At 40.0% G+C, this 20,578-nt stretch carries 17 protein-coding genes; 8 read left to right on the top strand and 9 right to left on the bottom strand.

What is annotated here, in order from left to right:
* The first annotated feature begins 96 nt into the window (after nucleotides 1-96).
* From pncB to asd, 3 genes are all read left to right on the top strand, one after another.
* Nucleotides 97-1,311 (top strand): nicotinate phosphoribosyltransferase, encoded by a 1,215-nt coding sequence (pncB, locus tag KTI78_RS09110; RefSeq protein WP_016142712.1) that lies wholly within the window; start codon nucleotides 97-99, stop codon nucleotides 1,309-1,311.
* A 147-nt stretch (nucleotides 1,312-1,458) separates the two neighbouring features.
* Nucleotides 1,459-2,307 carry a sulfurtransferase gene (locus KTI78_RS09105; RefSeq protein ID WP_262445866.1) on the top strand — a complete coding sequence of 283 codons (849 nt, stop codon included), beginning with the start codon at nucleotides 1,459-1,461 and terminating at the stop codon, nucleotides 2,305-2,307.
* Nucleotides 2,304-3,155, top strand: coding sequence for an archaetidylserine decarboxylase (gene asd, locus KTI78_RS09100; RefSeq protein WP_016142714.1), 852 nt, complete (start codon nucleotides 2,304-2,306; stop codon nucleotides 3,153-3,155). The genes KTI78_RS09105 and asd overlap by 4 nt, the downstream gene beginning before the upstream one ends.
* A 141-nt stretch (nucleotides 3,156-3,296) precedes the next feature.
* Here asd and KTI78_RS09095 read toward each other — a convergent pair whose 3' ends face one another.
* Nucleotides 3,297-4,058: an AcfC family putative adhesin gene (locus KTI78_RS09095; protein ID WP_262445865.1), complete on the bottom strand. Its 762-nt coding sequence runs from the start codon at nucleotides 4,056-4,058 to the stop codon at nucleotides 3,297-3,299.
* Between the two features lie 237 nt (nucleotides 4,059-4,295).
* On the opposite strand from KTI78_RS09095, the gene KTI78_RS09090 reads away from it, so the two are divergent.
* Complete coding sequence (locus KTI78_RS09090; RefSeq protein WP_262445864.1) at nucleotides 4,296-5,492, top strand: lysophospholipase; 1,197 nt, start codon at nucleotides 4,296-4,298, stop codon at nucleotides 5,490-5,492.
* Between the two features lie 67 nt (nucleotides 5,493-5,559).
* On the opposite strand, the gene phoR is transcribed toward KTI78_RS09090, so the two are convergent.
* From phoR to KTI78_RS09075, 3 genes are all read right to left on the bottom strand, one after another.
* Entirely contained in the window at nucleotides 5,560-6,918 is a 1,359-nt protein-coding gene (gene phoR, locus KTI78_RS09085) for a phosphate regulon sensor histidine kinase PhoR (RefSeq protein WP_068564604.1), read from the bottom strand.
* Between the two features lie 9 nt (nucleotides 6,919-6,927).
* Nucleotides 6,928-7,638, bottom strand: a complete 711-nt coding sequence (phoB, locus tag KTI78_RS09080; protein ID WP_000650776.1) for a phosphate regulon transcriptional regulator PhoB — start codon at nucleotides 7,636-7,638, stop codon at nucleotides 6,928-6,930.
* A gap of 254 nt (nucleotides 7,639-7,892) precedes the next feature.
* On the bottom strand, nucleotides 7,893-8,564 hold the full coding sequence (locus tag KTI78_RS09075) for a TetR/AcrR family transcriptional regulator (RefSeq protein ID WP_016142718.1): 672 nt from the start codon (nucleotides 8,562-8,564) through the stop codon (nucleotides 7,893-7,895).
* Nucleotides 8,565-8,761: 197 nt separating this feature from the next.
* Between KTI78_RS09075 and KTI78_RS09070 the strand changes: the two genes are divergently transcribed.
* Nucleotides 8,762-9,595 (top strand): SDR family NAD(P)-dependent oxidoreductase, encoded by an 834-nt coding sequence (locus KTI78_RS09070; protein ID WP_262445863.1) that lies wholly within the window; start codon nucleotides 8,762-8,764, stop codon nucleotides 9,593-9,595.
* 57 nt (nucleotides 9,596-9,652) lie between these two features.
* Here the strand turns inward: KTI78_RS09070 and KTI78_RS09065 are convergent, their stop codons facing one another.
* The 5 genes from KTI78_RS09065 to KTI78_RS09045 form a co-directional block, all read right to left on the bottom strand.
* Nucleotides 9,653-11,020 (bottom strand): MATE family efflux transporter, encoded by a 1,368-nt coding sequence (locus KTI78_RS09065; RefSeq protein WP_262445862.1) that lies wholly within the window; start codon nucleotides 11,018-11,020, stop codon nucleotides 9,653-9,655.
* A 106-nt stretch (nucleotides 11,021-11,126) separates the two neighbouring features.
* Nucleotides 11,127-12,281, bottom strand: coding sequence for a pyridoxal phosphate-dependent aminotransferase (locus KTI78_RS09060; RefSeq protein ID WP_262445861.1), 1,155 nt, complete (start codon nucleotides 12,279-12,281; stop codon nucleotides 11,127-11,129).
* Between the two features lie 28 nt (nucleotides 12,282-12,309).
* Nucleotides 12,310-13,620, bottom strand: coding sequence for a DUF445 domain-containing protein (locus KTI78_RS09055; protein ID WP_262445860.1), 1,311 nt, complete (start codon nucleotides 13,618-13,620; stop codon nucleotides 12,310-12,312).
* A 13-nt stretch (nucleotides 13,621-13,633) separates the two neighbouring features.
* Nucleotides 13,634-14,197, bottom strand: coding sequence for a CC0125/CC1285 family lipoprotein (locus KTI78_RS09050; protein WP_262445859.1), 564 nt, complete (start codon nucleotides 14,195-14,197; stop codon nucleotides 13,634-13,636).
* Between the two features lie 58 nt (nucleotides 14,198-14,255).
* A complete protein-coding gene (locus KTI78_RS09045) occupies nucleotides 14,256-14,795 on the bottom strand; it encodes a DUF924 family protein (protein ID WP_002121850.1) in 540 nt (179 codons plus the stop codon).
* 168 nt (nucleotides 14,796-14,963) lie between these two features.
* Between KTI78_RS09045 and gshA the strand changes: the two genes are divergently transcribed.
* From gshA to KTI78_RS09030, 3 genes are all read left to right on the top strand, one after another.
* Nucleotides 14,964-16,541 carry a glutamate--cysteine ligase gene (gene gshA / locus KTI78_RS09040; protein WP_262445858.1) on the top strand — a complete coding sequence of 526 codons (1,578 nt, stop codon included), beginning with the start codon at nucleotides 14,964-14,966 and terminating at the stop codon, nucleotides 16,539-16,541.
* Between the two features lie 16 nt (nucleotides 16,542-16,557).
* Nucleotides 16,558-17,073: a disulfide bond formation protein B gene (locus KTI78_RS09035; RefSeq protein ID WP_262445857.1), complete on the top strand. Its 516-nt coding sequence runs from the start codon at nucleotides 16,558-16,560 to the stop codon at nucleotides 17,071-17,073.
* Nucleotides 17,074-17,237: 164 nt separating this feature from the next.
* The gene (locus KTI78_RS09030) at nucleotides 17,238-20,567 is read left to right on the top strand and encodes a type VI secretion system Vgr family protein (protein ID WP_262445856.1); all 3,330 of its coding nucleotides are present in this window, start codon (nucleotides 17,238-17,240) and stop codon (nucleotides 20,565-20,567) included.
* Nucleotides 20,568-20,578 lie beyond the last annotated feature (11 nt).

Here is a 20,578-nt window from a genome sequence, read left to right as displayed (position 1 = left end):
GGAAATTTCATGGAACTGCAACAATGGTATAAAACCTCGCAATTCATCCATAAAAATATGCTTTAATGCTAAGAAGCAAGCGAATAATCATTGACTATGTCTCCAATTATCCATTCTTTACTAGATACAGACTTGTACAAATTTACGATGCTACAAGTGGTTTTGCATAAATTCCCGCAAACACATAGTGTCTATCATTTTCGTTGCAGAAACTTAGAAGATACAGTTTATCCGTTAGTGGATATTTTGGATGACTTAAACGAGCAACTCGACCATTTATGTAATCTCAAATATAAAGAAGACGAGCTACAATATTTACGAAAATTACGATTTATTAAAAGTGACTTTGTCGATTATTTAGAATTATTCCAACTCAAACGACGTTTTATTCAGGCAAGTATTGACGCCGAAGGCCGACTAGATATTCATATTGAAGGACCAATGGTCCAAGCTATGATGTTCGAGATTTTCGTTCTGGCTATTGTAAACGAATTATATTTTAGCCGTATCAAAACAGATCAAGTTTGGGCTGAAGGCGAACGCCGTTTACAAGCAAAACTCGAATTGATTCAGCAATATGAAAAGTCTCAACAGCCGAATGACCCACCGTTTTTAGTTTCTGATTTTGGTACGCGTCGTCGTTATAGCTTTGCATGGCAAAAACATGTCGTAGCAGCTTTTCATAAAACTGTACCAAATGTGTTCCGTGGTACAAGTAATGTATTACTGGCTAAAGAGCTTAACATTACACCAATTGGAACCATGGCCCATGAATTCCTACAAGCGTTTCAGGCGCTTGATGTCCGCTTACGTGATTTCCAAAAAGCTGCTTTAGAAACATGGGTGCAAGAGTATCGCGGAGATTTAGGAATTGCCCTAACTGATGTGGTGGGGATGGATGCCTTCTTACGTGATTTTGACCTGTATTTTGCAAAGTTATTTGATGGTTTGCGTCATGACAGTGGTGACCCTTACGAATGGGGCGATAAGGCTTATGCGCACTACCGTAAATTAAAAATTGATACTAAAACCAAGATGCTGACTTTTAGCGATGGTCTTAATTTGCCAAAAGCATGGGAATTGCATCAATACTTTAAAGATCGTTTTCAGGTGAGTTTTGGTATTGGAACTAATTTGACTAATGATATGGGACAAAAGCCACTCAATATTGTGTTGAAACTTGTTGAATGTAATGGTCAGTCGGTTGCAAAAATCTCTGACAGTCCGGGTAAGACCATGACTGATAATGATACGTTCTTGGCCTATTTACGTCAGGTTTTTGAAATCGAAGAACTTGAAGAAGTGGTTTAAGTAAAAATTAGTCTCGCTATTTTTTATTTTTAAAAGTGAGAATGCTGATATCTGATTTTCTGCTAAAGCGTAGCAGAAAATCAGAGTTTGTTAGATATATGCTTATGCTAATATGAAATTAAGCTGGTATAAAAAGAAACCATGACGATGACACTCCCTGATTTTAAACTCGATTTATTAATAGAAGCAGAAGAGTTAGTGCCTTATTTAGGCAATGAATATATTCGCGTTGTAGATTTGAGCCGTGCATCGGTTTATGAACAACTCCATGTTCCACATGCCATTCACTTACAGCCGAAATGGTTGGTGGCTCAACATGAAGAAGCTACTGGTGTTTTGCCAGATGAAGCGGGCTTACAAGCACTGATTGAAAAATTGAATATTTCACCTAATCATCATGTCGTGGTTTATGATGATGAAGGCGGAGCATGGGCTGGGCGTTTAATCTGGAATTTGCATTGCTTAGGATTCACCCGTACCAGTTTAATTAATGGCGGTATCCATGCATGGTTAGGAGCAGGGTTACCAACTACAGCAGAAGTCGAAGAAGTTTCTCCTGTTGAAGACTTAATTCAGATTGATTTATCGCATGCTGCTCAGTTCCGAGTGAACTATGAAGAGCTGCGCAAACAAGTTGAGCAGGAAAATGTGCAATTGTGGGATTGCCGCACGAGTGATGAATATAGTGGTATCCGTTTAGCAGCGCGACGCGGCGGTCACATTCCAAATGCCCTCCATTTTGAATGGAGTACTGCACTTAATCGTGAAAATCATCTAAAATTGCATCCGCTTGAACGCACGCGGCAGCGCCTTGAACAACTGGGGTTTGATTTACATCAACCTGTAGTTGTGTACTGCCAGTCACATCACCGTTCCGGTTTGGCCTATATTCTGGCTAGACTCTTGGGCTGGGAAGCAAAAGCCTATGATGGTGCGTGGAGTGAATGGGGCAATCGCCTCGATAGTCCTATTATTACTGGAGAATCACCGTCGTGAGTTTCACATCTCGATTAAAAAAAGAATTATTTATTAAGGCACAAAATCTTGTACCACAGCATCAATTGAGCCGTGTGGTAGGTAAAGTGGCGGCGAGTGAAAATCCTGTTGTGAAAGCCGCTGTTATTCATGCATTTAAAACCAAATATGGGATTGATTTATCAATCGCTGAACAAGGCAATGCATTGAAATATAAATCTTTTAATGACTTTTTTACCCGCGCACTAAAAGAAGGTGTACGTTTAGTTGATGAAAATGCAGATAGCATTGTGTCACCAGCGGATGGCGCAATTTCCCAAATTGGTAAAATCACTGCGGGTGAAGTATTTCAAGCCAAAGGCCAAAGTTTCTCTGTAGAGAAACTTATTGGTGATCCACAGCTTGCTCAACCATTCCAAGATGGTGAGTTCGCAACAGTTTATTTGTCACCGCGTGATTATCATCGTGTGCATATGCCGTTTGCAGGTACATTAACAGAAACGTTATATGTACCAGGCGAGCTATTTTCGGTAAATCAAGTCACTGCGGAAAATGTACCGGGTTTATTTGCTCGTAATGAACGTATGGTGTGTTTGTTTGATACTGAGCTTGGCCGTATGGCGGTTGTTTTAGTGGGTGCAATGATTGTTGCCGGTATTGAAACTGTGGCAACAGGTAAAGTGAAACCTTCAGGTCGTATCGAATTACAGCATCATCAGTTAAAGCTAGAAAAAGGTGCTGAGCTTGGACGTTTTTATTTAGGTTCTACCGCAGTTATCTTATTTGAAAAAGATAAGATTGAATGGGAACAACGTTTTAAAGCTGAGTCTGTGGTTGTAATGGGCGAGCGCATGGGTCATACAGTTTAATCACTTTTATAGCCTTTATAATACAAATAAGCCCTGAATTTAATTATTCAGGGTTTATTTTTTAATATAAAAATTAAGTCGTTATTATATTCAACTTAAAAACGAATATATTCTAGATAGAGCCGAAATAATAATTTTAAATTATTTATTCCAACCATATTTTTTGAAAATAATATTACCTTGCTGAGACGATAAGAACTCTACAAAACGTTTCGCTTCAGCATCTTTTAAACTATGTTTTGTTAATGCTACACCTGTATCGCGATAGACAACCAGCTCTGGCTCGATAGGGATAATTTGCCCTACGTCTGGGTTACTAATTCCCCAAATGTTAAAGACTAGCCAAGCATCGTAGCTGCTATTTTCTTCCCAATTTTTCTTGGCAATACCTGTGTTGGCAGCGTAGGTGACAATATTTTTTCGAAAAGATTTTGTTAATTGAATATTTCCGGTTCTACCCGCAATATCCTCCCACATACCGACTTGACCTGCACCATGCGTAACTAAGACTTTAACACCGGGTTTAGCGAGATCCTTAAATCCTTTAATATTTTTAGGATTTCCTTTTCTTACTAAAATCGCTGCGGGACGTAAATATAAAGGTTCTACCGAGTCTTTTATAATTTGTTCAGAAAAAGCATTTTCAAAATCAGACATCATCGCTTCGGAACCACTATAGATAACATCGGCATCTAATTTCGCTTTATCAGACCATTGAGAAGTTGGGCCAGAAGTCACATGGACTGCTATCCCCGTTTTTTTGGAGAATTGTTTGGCAGCCTCTTTCATTGCAGGGGCTGGCCCACCAGGACCATACACTTCTACGTCTGCAAAACTATGGATAGGTAGAGAACCGAGAATAAGACAAATCAGGTACGGTATAAATTTATATTGTTTTGACATTTTAATCACTATCGTAATTAAGAAAATATCAGCATATATTTTTTATTATTTAAATGGGATTAATTTTTTGCAACTATATTTATACTAGATATTCTTAAAAGATTTTCTATCAAATTTCAGCAATGATATTCAAAGTGTTTAGTGATTGAGTATAAATATAGATAATTTTATGGTAATTTATATTTTATAAATTAATCATTTAAATAGATGTAATATTAATAATAGAGGAGTAATCCCTTGATTAGAAAAAGTAATTCATTTCTTAAAATTTTATTTAGCAGTGTTTGTTTAATGTCTGGCTCTGCTATGGCAGCTCCAATTACAAATTTAAGTAAGCAAATTGTGAGTGAAAAGCCGGGTTCAATACTCTCTATAGAACAACAAAAAGTGACGGATTTATTTCCTCATGCCGATCAACGTTTGTTAGTCAATTATCGTAGTCGAGGTATTCAGAACGAACCCATCGTGGCATCGGCTTTTATTTTATTACCGAAAGGCACACCTCCAAAAAATGGCTGGCCTATACTTGCTTGGGCACATGGCACGACAGGAGTTGCTGATACCTGTGCACCTTCGGGTGATTATGTTGGTGGACCAGTTCATGCATATCAAGAAATTGCTTCAAAAGCTTTAGATAGTTGGTTGGCACGTGGTTATGCAGTTGTCGCACCTGATTATCAAGGCTTAGGTACTTTAGGTGCACATCCTTATATGAATGCAAAGAGCCAGCTACATACGGTGGTCGATGCTGTGCGGGCATTACATGTGCTTAAGCCTAAAGATTTTAATAAACAGTGGTTGGTAATGGGGCATAGTCAGGGTGGAGCTGCGGCAATTACAGTGGCGGCTTATGGTCAGAAAGATGCTCCCGAATTAGATTTAAAAGGAGCGATTGCACTTGCTCCGGGTGGTTATCAATATGAAGGCATTGCAGAATATGTGTTGAGTCATCCAAACCCTGAACCTAGTGTAGCCGCATTTTTCCCGATTGTGTTGTTGGGAGCGCAAGCAGCGGAGCCAAGTATTGTTCCTGAAAATTTAGTTAGTCCAGAAATGAACACGGTGCTGACTCAAGCACGTAGCCGCTGTTTATCTGAACTTCAATCTGATTTGAAGAAATCGCCTTCGAGCATATTTCGACCTGATGCAGACTTAAAACCTCTTTTGGCTTATCTAAAACAACAGTCCATTGAAAATATGGTGCCTACTGTACCGTTAATGATTGTTCAAGGTTCTAAAGATCATTTAGTCGACCCTAGAGGGACATCAGCTTATTACCAACAGTTATGTAAATTAAAAAAACCAACTATCTATCAAACAATTGATGGCGGAGATCACCGTGATGCACTGCGTCAAAGTAATACTTTTGCCACTAGTTTTTTAAATATCCTAGAGAAAAATCAGACGAAATCTTATTGTTCGAATTTTAAGTAACTTAGCTTAAATACTACAAAAAAGCCGACTTTTTATCAGTCGGCTTTTTATATATGCGGGGGCAACTTTAGGTCATGTTATAGAGTCTTTCTTTTGGAAAAACTGCGGTAAAGGTTGACCCTTCGTTTTCTTTAGACTGCACGTCTAAATACGCGCCGTGTTGCATTAATACGTGTTTTACAATCGCAAGGCCTAAACCAGTTCCACCTGTTTGACGACTACGATCACTGTCTACGCGGTAGAAGCGCTCAGTCAGACGTGGCAAATGCTTAGGGTTAATTCCGATGCCTGTGTCTTGTACACTAAAGTAAGCATGTTCGCCATCGTCGTGCCAGCCAATCGTAATCGTTCCACCTTTTGGTGTGTACTTGATGGCATTGGTAATTAAATTACTAAATGCACTGGCAATTTCCATGTCAGAACCAATCAGGTCACAGTGGCTATCAATATGTAAATTGAGCGTGTGTCCATAATCGGCATTGTAGGCCTGAGCATCATCAAAGAGTTGATTCATTAAACTCGGCATTTCAATAATCTGATTTTTCGCAATTTTCTTATTATTTTCTAAATTTGATAACAGCAGTAAATCATTCACCAAAGCATTCATACGCTTAGTTTGAGACTGCATCTGATCAAACGCACGTTTCCAGCGTGGACTAATATCTTCCTGATCGGTAAATGTCTCGATATAACCACTCAGTACCGTTAATGGTGTGCGAAGTTCATGAGAAATATTATCGACGAAGTCTTTACGCATTTGCTCAAGGTTGTGCATACGAGTCACATCGTAAGCGACTAATAAACGGCTTTCTCCACCAAATCTTGTGAGTTTAACCTGTACATAGCGGTCATCATCAAAATTTGAGTGAAGTTTAATCCCGTCGGGTGCCTGATCAATATTGTTAAAATATTCGATAAAGGTCGGCTGACGTAAGATCGTTAATAGATTTCGACCGCGGTCGAGAGGACTGATTCCTAACAAACGTTCAGCTGCAGGGTTCCACCATTCGATTTGATGTTGGTCATCAATGAGTACAACCGCTTCAGCAAGCGCAACTAATGAAGACTGTGCTCGGTCAATTAAACCGACCATTTCGGCCTGAACAATTCGTTCTTGGCGCTGAGCACGGTAGACGTTAAATAATAATGCCCCCCAAATCCCATTAAGATTTGGAGGAACGTCATAAGGTTTATTCGCAATCCAGTCATTGACCAGATATAAAGAACGCAACTGGAGTGTAAAAAACACCACGAAGGCGATAAAAATACAACTCCAGAAATACCCGACACCTAAACCGACTAAACCGGCAATGATTAGAAAAAATAATAAAAGCCGTAAATCTTGTTTGGCAAACGTCCATAAACTACTGTAGCGAGAAAGCTTTTGTTCACGTACCTGTTCAGGGACGGGGTAGGGTTCATACATAAATCTTAGTTAACCTGCGGCTAAATCTGCACGTGTAGAGAAACGGTAGCCAGTTCCACGTACGGTCTGAACAAATCGGTCAACACCAAAAGGTTCTAGTACTTTACGCAAACGACGGATATGCACATCGATAGTGCGGTCTTCGATATATACATTACCGCCCCATACTTGATCGAGCAACTGGGCACGCGTATATGCACGCTCCGGATGGGTCATAAAAAATGCAAGTAAGCGATATTCAGTTGGACCCATATCTAAAATGCTGTTGCCAAAGCTAACACGCTGGCTTACAGGATCAAGAATTAAACCATTGGCATCAATTGTTTTTTCACCACTTAATGCATTGGCACGGCGCAGAACTGCCTTAATACGTGAAACCAGTTCACGTGTTGAAAAAGGCTTAGTCATGTAGTCATCTGCACCCGCGTCAAGACCTTGTACTTTGTGGTCTTCTTCTCCGCGAGCGGTGAGCATAATCACTGGAATTTCTGCTAAGTTCTCATCGCGTTTTAAGCGGCGACATAAATCGACACCGCTTACGCCTCCAGGTAACATCCAATCAAGCAAGATAAGCGCCGGACGTTGGTCGACGATAATTTGATGAGCCTGTTTGGCATCTTCTGCCTGTAAACATTGAAAGCCTGCCATGTCCAAAGAAGTATGAATCATTTCGCGAATAGGAAGCTCATCATCGACAATTAAAATGTAGTCATCTTTCACAACGCAATATCCTATAGATTTAACGGTGAACCGTTTTGTAGTTATGACAGGCTTATTACAAAGATTAATTATGACAATTTCATTGCAGAAAAGTCTATAAAATTGAATTTAGCAATAATTTGTGACAAAACCAAGGCAAAGGTATGACCAAATTATGACATGTAATTTAGAGAATTCTTAAAATCATTCAATAAGTTACTATATTAAAGGTTTAACTGGTTTGTCCCATTTATAGCTGTCAAAAAACTTTAATATTATTTTGAAACTTGAGCTAATAAAGATAAGAAAACGATACGGCATGCGGTCAAAACCTGCTCAAGGGACTGCTCAAACCCTCCCATGACCCATCGAATCGCAATTTGAGTGACATATCCATTCAAACCAGTTGCGATTAAAGAAAGCTCATTTTCATGGTGTTGAATTTGGGGCATAGTCAGCATAACGAAGGCCTGAATCATGCGATCAAATTGCGCAAGTGTTTCTTGAATGGTGGCTTGATTATGTAATTCTTGTACCAGAACTGCATCGACATAGACGATGCGAGCTAATCTTGGGTCATCTTTTAAGGTAGTCAGCAGTGCTCTTAAACCTGCATCAACCATTTTTTCTGGATCGGGTGCAGCTTTAATCACGGCTTGCATCAGATTTTGCTGTAATTCTTCAATCATTTTTAAAAAGATGGTTTGGAATAAATCTTCACTCTTCTTAAATGATTCATAAAAATAACGTTCTGTGAGTTTTGCCTCTTGGCAGACATCTTTTACCGTCACTGAAAAAAAACCGAGCGTTCCGTAGGTCGCAATGCCTGCTTCAATCAGTTTTTCTCGGCGTGCCTCTTTACGTTCAGATAGAGATAATCCTTTGAACTGACGTTCTTTACTCACACTTTTTGTTTTCTTTTTACTGGTTGAGTCGTTAGTCGTCATAAATAAGTCGTTTCCTAATTTATAGGTTTTGGCCAAATATGCTCACTATGATAAAGCGCTCAGAAGAATTGTGCCATTCTATCTGAAATTACAGTGTACTATATTGACAATGTGTATTGTCAAAATTATATTGAAGATGTCTAAACTGCACATGCAATGAACCGATTGTGCAAATATCGAAAAACAAAGGATGGACAATGAAAAATTTTAAAAACAAAGTCGCTGCAATTACGGGCGCAGGTTCTGGCATTGGGCAACAGTTAGCAATTCTTTTGGCAAAACAGGGCTGCCATCTTTCGTTGAGTGATATTAATGAAAAAGGATTACAACAAACTGTCGAGCTTTTAAAACCGTACAATGATATTACTGTTACCACCAAAAAGCTTGATGTGTCTGATCGCGAAGCGGTAAAGCAGTGGGCGCAAGAAACTGTACAAGATCACGGTTCTGTTAACCTGATTTTTAACAACGCTGGCGTAGCATTAGGTTCTACTGTTGAGGGTGCGACCTACGAAGATTTAGAGTGGATTGTTGGAATTAACTTCTGGGGTGTGGTTTACGGGACTAAAGAATTTTTACCATTCATTAAGCAGACTCAAGATGGCCATATTATTAACATCTCAAGCTTATTTGGTCTGACTGCTCAACCGACTCAATCTGGTTATAACGCGACTAAATTTGCTGTACGCGGTTTTACCGAATCATTACGCCAAGAACTAGATATCGAAAAAAGTGGTGTGAGCTCTTTGTGTGTACATCCGGGGGGAATTCGCACCAATATTGCTAAAGCGGCAAAAATGAGTGATAGCTTGAGTAGTTTGGGTATGGACCCGACGAAATCAATTCAAAACTTTGACAAGTTACTACGTACTCCACCAGAAGAAGCTGCACGTCAAATCTTGGATGCCGTTTTGAAAAATAAACGCCGTTTATTGATTGGTAGTGACGCAAAAATTCTTGATGCTTTTCAGCGTTTGTTCCCAACAGGATATCAACGTGCTTCAACCATTGTGACCAAATTAATGAAATAATTTTTTAATAAAAAAAAGCCATCAAATGATGGCTTTTTTTATGTGGTTTTAGTGGTTCTAAATAAGAACTTTGATCTTCTTTTTCTTCCAGATAAATTGGTAATACAGGCCTTGGATAATACATAAACTGACAAATGCCAAAGCATAGGCAACCCAGATGCCTTTAAGCCCCCATATTGAGCTAAACCAATAAGCACATGGAATTTCAATAAATAAAATAGCCGAGATATTGATTAGCATTGGGACAGTCACAGTTCCACTGGCACGCATAATCGATGCAAAAATGGCACCTGCACCAAAGAATAAAATTGCCCAAAGTACAATAAATAAAAGTTGCTGTCCTAATACCACCACAGTTGGGTCGGTAATAAACAAAGCCATTAAATATTTTGAAAATAAATAGCCAAGTGCAATTAAGCTACCTGTAAATAAGAAGTTCATGCCTAAAGCTGTGCGGGTTACCCGTGCTAACAGATCTGATTTGCCAGCGCCAATCGCTTGTGCTGCAAAAATTGAAGCTGCAATTGAGATTGATAAGGCAGGAAACTGAATGTAGTTGAGTACCTGATTCACTGCACCATACGCTGCTGTAGCATGTGATCCATAACGGTTGACCAGTCCAACAATAACCAAGCCTGCCATTGAGGTGGTAATCATTTGAATACCGGTTGGGACGCCTAAGCGCAAAATGATTTTGCTCAGTTCTGGATTATGACGGATATGTTGCAGAAGCTGACGATTCGGGCGAAGTGGATGATTTTTCTTGTTCAGATAAATTGCGAGAAAAATCAAAATAGCTACATAGCCCGTAATCGTTGCGATTGCTGGAGCAATAATCCCTAGAGCGGGTAAACCAAAATAACCTTTAAGTAATATTGGGGTAATAACTAAGCCAATCACACTGGTTAAAGCAAGGGCTAGCAAAGGGGTAGTACTATCGCCTACACCACGTAAAATTGAGGTATAGATAATATATACAAACAGAAGCGGGCTACCTGCAAGCATCCATTGCACATAAGGCAAAGAAAGATGCATCACCTTTGGATCTGTACCTAATAACTCTAAAATATCATGGGCAAAAAACACACCGATAATCGCGGTAATTACCCCACCAATCAATGTCATAAACAGGGTAGAGCCAACCACACTTTGGACTTTCTCTATATTTTGCGCGCCCCACGCTTGTCCGACTAAAACAGTAGTACCCGTTGAAATCCCGATAATAAAAGCAAGGAGCAAGAATAAAATAGGGAAAAAAACCGAGACGGCAGCAATCGCGTCTACTCCCAGCATTTGACCAACAAAGATGGTGTTAATCGTTCCCGACAAGTTCTGCAAAATATTGGTTGCAATGAGGGGCAATAAGAAAACAAAAAATGCTTTCCATAGATTTTGCTGATGAATTAAAGACTGTCTTGGTGGCATGTATTCTCCATCGCCCATCTCTTTGATGAGCGGGGCGGATATTCAACTTAGCATAGTTGGAGCGAATGACTTGTAGTATTTTTACAGTGCTAAGTGGCTAAATTTATTAACATTCATTCAAGATTTCTCCTGCTTTTTGCAGAGTTTCATCATTTTTTGCAAAGCAGAATCGAATCAAACGTAAAGACTCAGGCGCTTGCTGATAGAAAACCGAAACTGGAATAGCCACGATCTTATGTTGCTCAGCTAAAAATTGGCACATTTCCACATCGTTTAAGTCGGGTCTAATTTGACTGTAATCGAGATTTTGAAAATAAGTACCTTGAGATGGTTTTAGTAAAAAACGACTATTGTGAATTGCCTGATTAAACCGATCTCGCTTAGTTTGATAAAACTGCGAAAGCTCTTGAATATGTTCTGGATGTTGTTCCATGTATTGCGCTAGAGCAATTTGACAAGGTGTCGTGCCACAGAAATTTGCATATTGGTAAATCTGGCGGAATAAACGCATTAACTCAGGTGAGGCGACGCAATAACCTGTTTTCCAGCCCGTCACATGAAAGGTTTTTCCAAAAGACCCAATCACAAAACTACGCTCTCTGAGTTCTGGAAAATGCAATGCACTAAAGTGTTGCTGACCATCAAAAACTAGGTGTTCATAGACCTCATCGGATAAAACTACAATATTTTTATCTCGAATCAGTTCAATAAGCTCTAACCAATCTTGTTTTGCCCAGATCGTACCTGTTGGATTATGAGGAGTATTCACCACAATCATTCGGGTTTTGTCATTAATCAGATCTTTAACTTGTTGCCAGTTCACCTTAAAGTCAGGTGCTTGCAGAGCAATATGAATTGCTTTACCGCCTGCTAACTCGACAGAAGGGCCGTAACTATCATAACTTGGGTCGAAAATAATCACTTCATCACCTGCAGTGATGCAGGCCTGTATGGCACAAAAAATTGCAATGGTTGCGCCGGGAGTAATCGTGATTTGAGTTACAGGGTCAAGTTGAAGCTGATCGCGCTGTTGAAATTGTAAAGCGAGTTGCTCCCGTAAACCGAGAATACCATCGCCGGGCGGGTACTGATTATGTCCAGCTAAAGTCGCCTGAGATAGGGCTTCCAGCAGGGCCTGTGGTGCCGGAAAATCTGGAAAGCCTTGTGACAGATTGAGTGCACCTAGACGATGTGCCAGTGCTGTCATGGTACTAAAAATAGTTACGCCTTGAGTGGCCAATTTTGACTTTAGCTGTAGCATATTGTTCTCTTTTTTAAAATATTTAAAGTTATAAAATTGATTCAATCACTGCCCGAATTACACCGAGTGTCAAACCAATAAATGCACCGACTACAACGCCATTCACTCGGATCATGTGTAAGTCGCCACCGACTTCATTTTCAATTTTCCCGATCATTTCACGCGAATCCCATTCATGAATGCGCTCACTCACATAGCGTATGATTTTATGGCTATATTGATCCGTAAAATTCATAGCAAGTCCTGTCATTTCTTTGTTGAGAACTTCACGTACTTTTACATTCTGAACAAGGTTTTCACCCAGTTGCTGGATAGCCGCTCTTAAGTTCATTGCAATGCCAGAGTCTTCTTTCATTAAATCTTCTTTAATGGCATCACACAGAATTGTGACCGCACCACTAATAAAATTTAGAACTTGCGGACTGTCTAGTAGCGCATCTTTACCGCTGTTAAGGCGCTGGCTCGCAATGCTGTCTGGTTTCGCCAGCTCAAGCATGAGTGAATGAGCTATGGTTTCAATTTCTTGTCGCCATGGGTGTTCATGATCTGCCAGCATCGATTCTACTTTTTCAACCAAGGAGTCGATGGTGCGTTGTTGAACGTCAATACCAATCCAGCTTGCTCCTCTTGCAAGTGACCATACACCTAACGCTTTAAACATTTTTCTGGTTAGTTCACGGGTTTTATCCGGGTTTTGTACCACCCACTCATGAGCGATATCCAGACCTCGCTGCAATACATCTTGGTGGAAATCATTTTCCAATACTGCACGCAGCATTTCACTTGCAAGTTTATTGACTTGAGTGTTACGTACCCATTGCACGCTGTTATTTTGCACAAAATTAGCAATTTGCTCTTGGCTAACAAATTCAAAAATTTTCGGTACAGTTTGCTGAATGAGCTCTACCACTTGTGTATTGTTTTGCGGACTTGCTAACCATTGACCAATTGCGAGGCTTAAGTCAGTTTTTTCTAAGCTACGTTCGACCACTTGAGGCGAAAGAAAATTTTCTTGTACAAAACGGCCCATTGACTCTGCAATACGTGCCTTGTTGCGTGGAATAATCTCGGTGTGGTCACGTAAAAACTTAGGAATTGGCAGCTTACCAAATGGGTTACGAAACAGAACGGTAATCGCGTACCAGTCGGCTAAACCACCGACTACACCTGCTTCAGCACCCAGCATTAAAATATGAATAAAATCTGTGTACTCTGGTAGAAACCGGTCGGCAACCATCAGTGCAACCCACAGCACAACGACGATAATTAGCGCTAGAGTGGCAAAATATTTGCTACGTTTAAGACTGGGCACGTGGTGGACTTCTTCTACCATGCTCATACATTTATCCTATTCATTTTTGTTTTACTGGCGGCTCAGGCGGTGGCAACAGCGCTCCTGTCGGACTCAATCCATATTTTTGACCGATTGATTTCAAGATCAAGGTTGCATCAAAAGCGTCCTGAGGAGCCTGTTTTTGATCCCGATAACATTCAATAGTATACGACACTTGAACAGGATCGATATTGACCACTTGTGGGTAATCATAGAACGGATCATGCCAGAAACCTGGATAGCGTCGACCATAACCATATGGATAAAAGCTTGGAGCTGATGGATAAACCACAGCCTGACGTGGCGGTTTCTGGCTCTGATTGCTTGGATCATTTTGCACTTTAAAAAAGCGGAAACCCTTTTGTACGGTCGTTTGTGCTGATTTCACCAAGGTAATTTCTTCAGCTCTGCCATAACTCATATTTGGGTCGGCTTGAAAACTAATACGGAACGTTTGGGCATTTAGAGGATATGCTGAAAACTGCCCAAGCTGATCAAAGGTTTTTGGTTTACTTGGAGTCGTTGCACACGCAGTTAAAGTTAAGGCAGTGCCTAAAGCTAAACAAAGAGAGAGATATTTCATGATGAACTCCCGACTGAGCATTAAAAAATAATGACTCAGCATTAAAAATTAAGAAACTTTAAAAACTACTGTTTGGTTCTAATAAAAATTCGGTTTCCTCTGGAGTAGAAACACGTCCGAGAATAGTATTGCGATGAGGATAGCGTCCAAAACGGTCAATAATGACTTTATGCTTTTTCTCAAAGCTTAAATTAATTTCATTGCCGAGGCGTTGAAATAATTTTAAGGCAAACTCATGAATCAATTTTGATTCACTATGCATAAACGGCATATATAAAAAAGAGCGTTGCTCTGGATTAAGCTGTGCATCGAGTTGCAAACTAATGGCCTCTTGCGCCAACGCTAATGCCAAGCTGTCATAGGCAAAAGATTGAGGCTGATCACGATAGATGTTGCGAGAAAATTGGTCTAGTACAATAATCTCTGCTAAACGGCCTTCTGCCGTTTTTCGCCAAGACCAGAGTTCTGCTTGAGTTGCCTGTCGATGAACGTCAGAAAAATTTTCACGGATTTTTTTGTCAAAATCATCACTTTTCGCAAACCAAAGTGAACGGTGTTCAGGAGAAAACCAGAAATTTAAAATGTCTTGTTCGTTCATGATATTGACAACTCTTTAGCAATTATTCTTCAATAAAATCACAATTCTTTCGTGTCTTAAATAACAAGATTGTGATAAAAATTGCCAAACTGGAATGATGTGATTATATAAATAGCCGTATCATCTCACGATTTTGTATATAGTGATCTTTAATAAGCGAGCAAATGCATGAGTCAACCCACTACACCATCTCAATCAGTTATTCCTGCTTGGGTGGATTCGTCGCTACTACAAGGCATGTTACGTGGAATAGAGCGTGAAAGCCTACGTATGCAAAGTAATGGGTTCTTATCACAAGAGTTACATCCGAAGGCATTAGGTTCAGCTTTAACACATCCACAAATTACGACTGATTATTCAGAAGCGTTGATGGAGTTTATTACTTCACCTAAGCCAACGATTGAAGAAGCTTTGCATGAGCTCACCGATATTCACGCGGTTGTACACCGTCATTTAGAAAATGGTGAAAAACTCTGGCCGCTTTCGATGCCATGTATGTTAGATGACAATGAAGAGCGGATTCGTCTAGCACAATACGGCACCTCTAATATTGGTCGTTTTAAAACACTATATCGCCGTGGGTTGGGAATACGATATGGCCGTCGTATGCAAACTATTTCAGGGGTGCATTACAACTTATCTTTCCCAGATACACTTTTTGCTGAGCTACAAGCTCATGAAACTGACGAACAATTAAAATCATTAAGTTTGCAGGATTATCGTAGCCATCGTTATTTTGGGCTTATTCGTAACTTCATTCGTTTAACACCATTAGTGATGTTCTTGGTGGGTGCGAGTCCAACGGTATGTCGCTGTTTCTTGACCGGACATAAACATCATTTGTTGCCTTTAATCAAAGGTTCATATTATTTGCCGTATGCTACAGCACTTCGTATGGGACGATTGGGCTATCAAAACTCGGCTCAAAAAAGCTTAGGCATTCATTACAACAATTTGACGGGCTATCTGGATGGTTTACAAAAAGCCGTTCATTCTCCTTACCCGCCATTTAGCCGTTTAGGGTTAAATGATGCCTCTGGTGAGCCGTTGCAGATCAATGATCATGTTTTGCAGATCGAGAATGAATATTACAGTCTAGTACGTCCAAAACAGGTGCCTCAAGCAGGTGAAACACCGTCTCAAGCTTTGAAAAATCGAGGCGTGGGTTATGTTGAATTACGTGCTGTTGATGTAAATCCATATTCAGCAATTGGCGTTGATGAAACGACAGCAGGCTTCCTTGAAGTGTTAGCACTTTATTGTTTGCTAAGTGATAGCCCAGATTTGTTAGGTCCAGAGCAAGACTTGGTTGAGAAAAATCAGACAGAAGTGGTGAACCGAGGCCGAGCGCCGAACGCAACCATTACAGATTTAACTGGGTCATATCACATCGAAGATTGGGCACGTCTGTATATTGCAAAAATGCAAGATTGTGCGCAGTTACTCGATCAGACCTACGCAACGGACTTGTATCGTTCAGCTTTAGCGGTCATGCAAGCACGAATTGATGAAGTTGATGAGACTTTGTCTGCACATGTTATTGACGATACGTTAAAGCATGGTGGAACTTGGAGTTTTGGTAGCCACATGGCTCAGTTACATGCGGAAAGTTATGAACAGCATGAGCTTAGTGTGGACACTTTGAAACATTTTGAACAATTGGCTGCACAATCTTTACAGCAGCAAGAACAACTTGAACAAGATACTCAGGTCAGTTTTGATCAATATCTTGAACAATATCGATAATAAAACGAGGTTTTACATGCGATTAAGTTACCGTTTGGTGAGTGGACTACTTGTTTTAGCAAGTATTGTCGGCATGTCTTTTGCGTTGTATTTGGAGCATGTAAAAGGTTTAGAGCCATGTCCGCTCTGTATTTTTCAACGTGTTGGCTTAATGGCGATGGGCCTTATAGCACTAATTGCCTTTTTACATAACCCAGTTTCCAACGCGGTGAAACGTTTTTATGCATTTTTAGCAGGCATCGCAATTTTATGGTCAGTAGGTGTGGCAGGACGTCATGTCTGGTTGCAACATTTACCACCTGATCAAGTACCAAGTTGTGGTCCGGGATTAAATTACCTCATTGATGCTTTACCAATGAAAATGGTTTTACAAGAAGTATTGTCAGGTTCAGGTGAATGTGCAGCAATTGATTGGACCTTTTTAGGTCAATCTTTACCAGTTTGGTCATTTGTTTATTTTCTTTTGATATTACTGGTTTGTTTATGGCAATTGTTCCGTTTTTATCCAGTATTTAAGACTGCTAAAAAGTAAGTTTAAAGTGGTTAAAGAAAAGCTCAATATAAGTTGGGCTTTTTTATTACTTTCGAATAAGTGAAAATATAAAAAAATTGATAAAAATAACGCATAATTTTGTAGACAGATAGTTCTGTTTTTTATAAAGTGCAGCCGTTTTATATCCTTATGATTATAAAAAAATGCTTTTCAATATATTTAATGTTTTGGAAAAAATAGGGTTAAGTGCGCAGAAACGTGCCATCCATGTGCAATTTTCTAATGAGCTACTCAATAGCCAAGTTTTTTTACAGCGTATCGAAGGCCAACATCAGCTAAATGGGGGATTGGAAGCTGAGTTGATCTGTCTTTCAACGAATGCCCAAATTGCATTAAAGCAGTTTATAGGGGTACAAGTTGCTGTTGATCAGGTTACTGATTCTGGACAATTATTTCGAACTACAGGAATAGTGACAGAAGCCAGTTATGGTCAAAGTGACGGTGCTTTAACACTTTATAAACTCACATTAAAAGACGCGACAAACTTATGGCACAAGCGCCGTAATAGTCGTGTTTTCATGAATAAAAGTATTATTGAAGTCACGGAAGTATTATTTAAAGAGTGGCAAGAAAAAAGTCAGCTTTTTGCGACAAGTTTAAGTCTTGATCTTAGTGGGTTAAGTCAGAATTATGATATTCGCCCATTTATTATGCAGCACAATGAATCTGACTATGACTTTCTTACGCGCTTATGGCGAAGTGAAGGCGTTAGCTGGTTAATTGATGAAGCCGAACTTTTTGTACCTCATTTCACTGCGCCAATACAGGCTCAAAAACTGAGACTTATTGATGATAATAATCAGTACCAAGCTTTAGCACGTCGCAGCATTCACTATCACCGAAGTAGTGCAACAGAATATCAAGATAGTATTACAGGTTTTGTTGCGGTGCGGACTTTGCAGCCGACTGCGGTACATGTGCAGCGTTGGCAACCTGATGCACTGGCACATGAAGAAGGTGTAGGATCAGTGATCACTACACACATACATTCAGAGCAATTTGATTCAGCGAGTTTGAGCCTTGAACAAGCATGGCACGTAAGCCCAGCTTGGATGCAAGATTTAAAAGGGGAAGATCAAGCCACTGCTTCAAGTAGTAATCAGCTAGAGAAATTAAATCAGCAATTTACTAATATGTACGCGAGTCAGGCCAAATATTTTAAGGCCTATAGTAGCGTTCGTGACGGCCAAGTCGGCTATTGGTTTAATCTACAGGAGCACCCTGAAATTGATCAGCATGAAGGAGCAGATCAAGAGTTCCTAATTATTGCTAAAAATTTCTATAACCAAAATAACTTACCTAAAGATTTACATCAGCAAGTTAGCCAGTTATTAACCCAAAGTCGTTGGGATCAACATGGTTACGATGATATTGAGCGCCAAGGTAATGAGCTGACATTAATACGCCGTCAAATCAAAACTGCACCTGAATATAATCCGGAGCAGCATCGACCAATAGCCTATCCACAAAGAGCGAAAGTCGTGGGGCCAGAGGGAGAGACTATTCATGTTGATGAATGGGGGCGCATTAAGGTACGTTTTCTATTTACCCGTAGTGATGATCATGGGCATGACGGTGGAGCAGGGAGCAATGACAATGATACCGACTCGGCTTGGGTAGATGTACTGACTCCTTGGGCTGGAGAAGGTTATGGGGCACGCTTCTTACCACGTATTGGTGAAGTGGTAGTCATTGACTTCTTTGATGGCAATATTGACCGTCCATTTGTGACCGGGCGCATCCACGAGGCACAGCGTTCACCAACCAAGTTCGATGTAAAAGGGCAGCTTCCTGATACTAAAAAGCTAAGTGGTATACGCAGTCAAGAAGTTAATGGTAGTGGCTTTAACCAATTACGCTTTGATGACACAACAGGGCAAATCAGTACCCAACTCCAAAGTAGCCATGCAGCAACACAGTTGAATTTAGGTAACTTAAGCCATCCGAAAGAACAAGCGACGAGCCAAGGCCGTGGTGAAGGTTTTGAGCTAAGAACAGATGCTTGGGGAGCTGTGCGTGCAGGTAAAGGCATGCTCATCAGTACCTATGCACAAGAGCAAGCGATTGCAGACCATTTAGAGGCTGCACAAGCACAATCCTTACTTTCACAAGGCTATGAAAGCATGAAAATGCTCAGTGAAGTTGCAGCAAAGCAACAGACTGATGCTTTGAACGTGATTAATCGCTTACCCAAATTCATTCAGTCACTTGAGCTAAAAACTACAGGACAAGCATTAGATAGTACGGTGAATCTATTTAAAGAAGGAATTAATAACGATCCTATTCACGCCTTAAAAGATTGTGGTGGCTTTATTCAAGATATTGGCGCGCTAGGGGGAAATGCAAAAGGTGTTGTAGACGAATTTAATGCTTTCTTTAGTGATGCCAAAGATGCGGTGGAAAACTTAAAAGCATTTATTGAAAATGTTGAAGAGCATGGTGCCGACATCGTTAAAGGAAAACTTGCCAGTATTAAAGACCGCATTCATAAAAATCCATTTGAAAGTATTCAAGAGGTTGGAAAAGTCTTAGCCAACGTCGAGACCAAAGACTTTGACATGATGAGTGTATGTGGAACGTTTAGTAAAGGCAGTAAATTAGAAGTATCACCTTCTAAAGCATTAAGTTCTTTGCAAGGCTTTATGGAAGGTTATACCCAAGGTTTAGAAAGCAGTTCCGATACTAAACAGCAAGAGCAAGGCAAGATCTTTAGACAAGCTCTTATGTTGTTGGCATCGCCAAATGGTATTGCTTTGACGACGCCTGAAAATATTATTCTACAAGCTTCGCAAGATATTGCTGAAAGTGCGAGTGGTTCAATTAATTTGAGTGCGCAGAAAAATATTATTGGGCATGCACAAGACAAAATCAGTTTGTTTGCCGCACAAAAGGGTTTTCGCGCTTATGCAGCAAAAGGAAAGCTCGAACTACAAGCGCAAGATGATGCTATTGAAGCGATTGCCAAGAAGGTCATCAAGTTCATTTCTACTGAAGAAAAAATCGAGCTTACCAGTCCAAAAGAAATTGTATTAACAGCAGGTGGGTCACAGCTCAAAATTAATGCGGATGGCGTATTTTCAACAACAGGCGGTAAGTTTGAAAGTAAAGCTGGGCAGCATTTGTTTACGAGTGGAGCAACAGTAAATGCTGAGTTGCCGAAAATGCCGGCAACTGGAATGTATAGTATGAGATTTGATTTAAGTCAAATATTTGATACTAAAATATTAAAAAATATGAAGTATAAATTAATTAATCATTCTAAGAAAATTGAAGCTGTATATGAGTTTGAGCAAGAAAGTAGCGCGAGAGTTTACAGCGATTCTGTTGATAATTTAGAACTCGCTTTAGTCCCAGGAGCTTATTTAACAGAAATTAAAGAGCTGATGCTTGGACAGGAAGCTGAATCACTAGATGGTGAGGAGATTGATGGCTGTGGATGTGGAATTGATCATGAACATACACATAATGATTAGGAGATTGACTG

This window comes from Acinetobacter sp. WU_MDCI_Abxe161 (assembly GCF_025514355.1).
Taxonomy (GTDB): Bacteria; Pseudomonadota; Gammaproteobacteria; order Pseudomonadales; family Moraxellaceae; genus Acinetobacter; species Acinetobacter pittii_E.
This window is presented reverse-complemented; position numbering and strand designations above follow the sequence as displayed.

Excerpts from the sequence above, each read along its gene's own strand:
- pncB (WP_016142712.1), top strand. The coding sequence starts at position 97 with ATGTCTCCAATTATCCATTCTTTACTAGATACAGACTTGTACAAATTT.
- KTI78_RS09105 (WP_262445866.1), top strand. The coding sequence starts at position 1,459 with ATGACACTCCCTGATTTTAAACTCGATTTATTAATAGAAGCAGAAGAG.
- KTI78_RS09095 (WP_262445865.1), bottom strand. The coding sequence starts at position 4,058 with ATGTCAAAACAATATAAATTTATACCGTACCTGATTTGTCTTATTCTC.
- phoR (WP_068564604.1), bottom strand. The coding sequence starts at position 6,918 with ATGTATGAACCCTACCCCGTCCCTGAACAGGTACGTGAACAAAAGCTT.
- KTI78_RS09075 (WP_016142718.1), bottom strand. The coding sequence starts at position 8,564 with ATGACGACTAACGACTCAACCAGTAAAAAGAAAACAAAAAGTGTGAGT.
- KTI78_RS09070 (WP_262445863.1), top strand. The coding sequence starts at position 8,762 with ATGAAAAATTTTAAAAACAAAGTCGCTGCAATTACGGGCGCAGGTTCT.
- KTI78_RS09065 (WP_262445862.1), bottom strand. The coding sequence starts at position 11,020 with ATGCCACCAAGACAGTCTTTAATTCATCAGCAAAATCTATGGAAAGCA.
- KTI78_RS09060 (WP_262445861.1), bottom strand. The coding sequence starts at position 12,281 with ATGCTACAGCTAAAGTCAAAATTGGCCACTCAAGGCGTAACTATTTTT.
- KTI78_RS09055 (WP_262445860.1), bottom strand. The coding sequence starts at position 13,620 with ATGAGCATGGTAGAAGAAGTCCACCACGTGCCCAGTCTTAAACGTAGC.
- KTI78_RS09050 (WP_262445859.1), bottom strand. The coding sequence starts at position 14,197 with ATGAAATATCTCTCTCTTTGTTTAGCTTTAGGCACTGCCTTAACTTTA.
- KTI78_RS09045 (WP_002121850.1), bottom strand. The coding sequence starts at position 14,795 with ATGAACGAACAAGACATTTTAAATTTCTGGTTTTCTCCTGAACACCGT.
- gshA (WP_262445858.1), top strand. The coding sequence starts at position 14,964 with ATGAGTCAACCCACTACACCATCTCAATCAGTTATTCCTGCTTGGGTG.
- KTI78_RS09035 (WP_262445857.1), top strand. The coding sequence starts at position 16,558 with ATGCGATTAAGTTACCGTTTGGTGAGTGGACTACTTGTTTTAGCAAGT.
- KTI78_RS09030 (WP_262445856.1), top strand. The coding sequence starts at position 17,238 with ATGCTTTTCAATATATTTAATGTTTTGGAAAAAATAGGGTTAAGTGCG.